3 protein-coding genes are annotated in these 4,808 nt (G+C 61.3%); all 3 read right to left on the minus strand.

The window, feature by feature from the left end; translation table 11 throughout:
* Positions 1-1,562 (minus strand): serine/threonine-protein kinase (locus EN884_RS26070; RefSeq protein WP_164895156.1); only part of this gene is annotated, 1,562 nt, incomplete at its 3' end.
* A gap of 5 nt (positions 1,563-1,567) precedes the next feature.
* Complete coding sequence (locus EN884_RS26075) at positions 1,568-2,341, minus strand: protein phosphatase 2C domain-containing protein (protein ID WP_013525286.1); 774 nt, start codon at positions 2,339-2,341, stop codon at positions 1,568-1,570.
* 166 nt (positions 2,342-2,507) lie between these two features.
* Positions 2,508-4,808: type VI secretion system membrane subunit TssM (tssM, locus tag EN884_RS26080; RefSeq protein ID WP_128360808.1), on the minus strand; the 2,301-nt coding region annotated here is incomplete at its 5' end.

The raw sequence follows: 4,808 nt of genomic DNA on the forward strand, positions 1-4,808 counted from the left end.
GTCGAGGCTTTCTCTACCGGCGGCGTCGGGGCGGTTGTCTCACTGGAAGCGGCCAACGTTTGACTGTCGCTGGTCATCGTATCCGGCTGGATTGGCGGCGATGCCTTTTCGGGTGGCGGCCTGGCGTCCGTTGCGGGTGACTTCGCGACGACGTCGTTCTGCGAGGGGACTTCGGCGGGCTTGGTAGGCTCCGGCTTTTGAACCCCCAACGTATCTGCCGGATTTTCAGCCGCCTGTCCGCTGGCCTGCACGGGCGAAACTGCCTTTGCCGGCTCAGGGGCGGCAGAGTCCGCCAGGGGCGGCTTTGACAGGCCGGGCGGGAGCTTGGACGGCTCCGGTGGCAAAAGCGATGTCTTGCCGGCAGTCGGTGTGGCAGGCGTCATGAAGCCGCCCAGGTAAAGGCCCGCGCCGGAGGCCACAGCCAGCATCGCCAAGCCAGCGATCGCCAGGGTTCGGGTCTTTGTGGACCTTCCAGGCAAACGCGCCGTGGCCTCGCGCGGCATCGGCGCCGGAGGCGGCCGTTCGAACAAATGCGCGGGCCGCACGTGCTCTACGAAGGGCTGTCCGCCTGGGCCCGCTGCGGCTGCGTCGTCGTGCCTCTCAACATTGTGTGATCGTGCCTGGGTTTTGCTGCCGGATGCAAAGGTTCGCGGCAAAGCCGACCGATCGCGGGGTGTGATGGAAGCCGGCGGGGTTGTCTCCTCGTTTTCGTCACGCGTCATCCTGGCGATTTCCGCCATGCTAACCGGTCGGTCCTGCGGATCCGGTTGCAGCATGGGTTCAACGATGTCACGAAAATCATCGTCGATGTCGGTGAGATCAGGCACGGTCCGGCGCTTTTCGATGACCTCGAATTGCGATCCGCTCATATCGATTGGCTTGCCGCGCAAGGCGGCAACCAGCACCAGCCCCAGGCTGTAGATATCGGATTGCTCACTGACATCGCCGCTGTAAAGCCCGAGCTGTTCGGGTGAAACATAGTTGTATTTTCCCGCAAACTTTCCGCCGATCAGGGTCTCACCGCCGACACTCGCCGACCGGGCGATACCGAAATCTATGATCTTCGCGCGGTCGACCCGGCCTCCCGGCAAGATGATGTTATCGGGCGAGAGGTCGCGGTGTATTGCTCCCGCCTGGTGCACGGCGCTCAGGCCGGAGGCGAGGCGGTGGCAGAGCTTGCGCACATCAGCCGCCGGCATCGCGCCACGCCGCATGATGTCGAACAGCGACTCACCGTCGACGAATTCCATGGCAAGGTAGGGACGGCCGATCCCGGGATCGATCGTGAAGACGTGGTAGCGCACGACCGCGTCATGCGACAGGTGATTGAGGATCAATGCCTCCTTGCGAAACAGCGACAAGATCGTCTGGTCACGGGCGAACTCGGGCAAGACGATCTTGATCGCGACATGGTCACCGGTCTGGATATTATGACCACGGTAAACCTCGCCCATGCCACCGAATGCGATGCGTTCGTCGAGCTCGTAGATGCCGCTGAGTTGCGTGCCTACGACGGTGTTGGCCATGCCCCCCGATATGCGCGTCTTGTCGTCGGAGCCCATCAACCTCAGGCCTTCGCTCTATGCAGATATGGAGGAGGCAATTGGCCATCGCGCTCGTGTCCTATCTTTACGAGGACGATCGTGACGTTATCCGTTGCGCCGCGCGCCAGCACCATGTCGAGCAGGTTCTCGCAGGCTGCCTGAGGTGTCGCCGACACCGTCGCCGCCTCGATCTCGGCGTCGGTGACATGCGCCGTCAGACCATCCGTGCTCAACACAAAAATATCCCCCGGCATGATTTCTCCCTGCTGGAAATCGATGACAATCTCGTCGCTGACGCCGATCGCTTGCGTGATGACATTGCGGCGCGGCCACGTGCGTGCTTCGGCTGCGCTGATGATACCGCGGTCGATGAGCTCCTGAACTTCGGTGTGGTCTCTCGAGATCTGCGAGATCGAGGCGTTGCGGACAAGATAGACGCGGCTGTCACCGGCCCACAGGCAGGCAAACCGCCCGTCCATCGCCAGCAGGGCGGCAACGGTGGAACCGATGGTTATGCCGCGGGATTCAGATATGCCTCGGATCTCGGCATTGGCCCGGCCCAGCCTGTCCTCGAAGCGGGCGCGAAGATCGGGAGCTGAGCTCGCAATGCCGATTGTTGACAGATGATCGACGATACTGGCGGAAGCGACCTCTCCGGCGTCATGTCCACCCATTCCGTCGGCTACCACCCAGACGCCAGTTTGTGGCTCGACCAGATAGCTGTCTTCATTGAGCTCACGGACACAGCCTTTGTGGCTCACGCCGAAGCTCTCAACGGAAAGGGCGACAGTATTCAATTTGCCACCAAGCGCTTTTCAAGCGTCCTTCTGCGGCGCACCTTTGGACGCTCGCTGGCGCCACTTTGCCACAGGCTCGAACATTAAAGTATCGAAAACTAAGGAAAACCAGGCTTTGAACGCCGTGGTCAGCGGACCGACGCCATGTTCAGCAGATGAACCCTGTTCAAAACGCCTTGGGACAGCTGAATCCGGACAGGGCCGGGAGGAAGAAGGGGTTGGAGCCTGAGCCTGTCTGGAGAGCATAAGTAACGTCGCGTCCGCCGATCACGAAGCGCGCTTGCATGTTGCTGTCGTCGCCGGTGACGGCAGCCTTGTCCAGAAGTCGTTTCAGCGCCCAGGGCCCTTCGAACTTGATGGCGGATTCGCGGCCTGGCATCTCCGGCGTCAAGCTTAGGCTGGCGGACGCGGAAGCTGCCTCGCCCGGCCAGGTGACCGCGCTCGGCGCGTTGCCCGTCTGATTGCTCCAGACGATCTGGCCTTCGGCATCGAGTATCGCCGTATCGACATCGCCATTCAGTGAGAACGGTGTGAAAGTGATGCTGACCGAAGGCAACGAACCGCCCGATGGGAAGAAGGCGCTGCGGATTTCCGCCGCAAGCTGGAAGTCTTTCAGGGTCGATTTCGACAGGTCGCGTCCAAATCGCGCATCCTGTTTCCAAGTCCAGTCCTGGCTGGTCATGTCGATCAGCGATGCTAGATTTTGTGCGAAGAACCGGTCCAGCAAGCCGCCAGGGGCGAACAATTTGGCGAAATCTGCCATCGCAACATCCTCGGTGGCGTCGCGGGCGAAGGGATAACGGCCGCTGATTGCGGCTTCACAAGGGGCTGTGACCGTCTGGTCAAGTATCTGATTCAAGTTGGTCACCGAGGTTTCGGCAACGTTGCCTTCGAACTCATCCGCCGTCGCGTTGACCATCCGGCCGAGTTGCTTGGGCAGGCGCGAGACATTGGCGCGAAGCGTGGCTATCTGCAGCTGCAGGTTCGAATTGACGCGTTCCGTCTGCGAAGGAACTTCGGCCGCCAGTTGCAGGCTCTGATAGATATCGCTGAAGTTTTGGGTCAGAGCATCGATCGGGCGATGTCCGGCAGGGCCGTTCACCAGGGCCTGGAATGGTCTGAATTGCGCTTCGATGTTTGCTCCTGGACTGAAGTTCCGTGCGTCGGCGGCCCCGGTGCCGGCGCGGCTTTGCGATTTGCCGCTGGCGATTGTTATGCCGATGCGGGCCAGGCCCTTGGCCAGATCCGCGGGGTTGCGCGGCGGGTTCTGGGCCGTGCCTTCGATCTCGGTGCCGGGATCGGGGCCGTCACCTGAGTCCCGCGTCAGAGCTGTTTCATCGGCGATTGCCGCAAAGAGCTGATTCATCGGTGAGCTTGGGGAGGCAGCGGCCGAAAGTGCGATGTAGTGCGGCTTGTCCGTCAGCATCGCCTTGAATTTCAACTGGCCGAGAACGCCGTTCCACGCGGCCGCGAACTCCTTGCCGTAGCGATCAAGAAGTTCGGGGCCGAGCTTGAGCAATTGCTGGTTGATATCGCCTTGTTCGCCGCCGCCCCCGAGAACCCACTGCTCGTCGACAAGCATCTGCGCAATGCGCGACAGTTGCCGGAGATAGAAGGTGTTGAAGCCGGAATGAGTATAGATGCCGGGAATACGAAGCCCTGACAGATCGCCGCCATCGATGCGCTCGAACAGCAGCTGCGCTTCCGGCCCGCCTTTCTGAGACAGTGAAAAATCGTCCAGCACCGCTGCGTATATAGCCGACTTGATCAAGGCCGAAGCGCGATCGGCAAGGCTCATACGCCCGAGTGAACGTTGAGCGGCTTCGACAAGCGGCTGGTTGAGTTCGAAGACCGGATCATAGGCGTCGTCCAATGCCAGCATGGCGCGCAGGTGCTTTTGGAGCTGCTCGCGTCCTTCGCGATTGTTTTCGCCCGGATATCGGTTCTGCTCCCAGTCCCGCTTCATCCACGAAACGATCAAAGCGTCATCGACCTTCGGTGCCTTGCCGCCAAGCATCAGATAGATTTTCAACGGTTCGTAGAGGGCGACGGGATCGGCCATCTTGGCCTGGATCGTCCGCTCGGCCTGGATCAACAGGCGCGATCGGAGCAGTCGCTCCAGCGCCTGCCGATAGGCTGTTTTGGATGCCGAAAGAAGTCTCTCCCTCTGGCTGAGGCCGAACGTCTCCTCTAACGGTGTCGGCAAGTCACCGGTTTCATACCCGGCCGGCAGATCGCGCAACTGGTCAAGCGGGCCGATGACGTTTTCAAGGTCGACATCGGTGACCGTGCTGGCCTTGAGCAACGGGGCCGCCGTCTCGCGATACTGGCCCATGGCCAGCGTTGTGGAGGCGATCAGCGACCGGTTGGAAGCAAAGCTCAGGGCGAGCGTACCCAGTGCGGCGGCGGCGATCAGCGTTATGGCACCCAGGCCACCAAATCTGACGATCGCCGCACTGGGTACGCT

The sequence above is a fragment of the Mesorhizobium sp. M7A.F.Ca.AU.001.01.1.1 genome, from assembly GCF_004022735.1.
Taxonomy (GTDB): domain Bacteria; phylum Pseudomonadota; class Alphaproteobacteria; order Rhizobiales; family Rhizobiaceae; genus Mesorhizobium; species Mesorhizobium ciceri.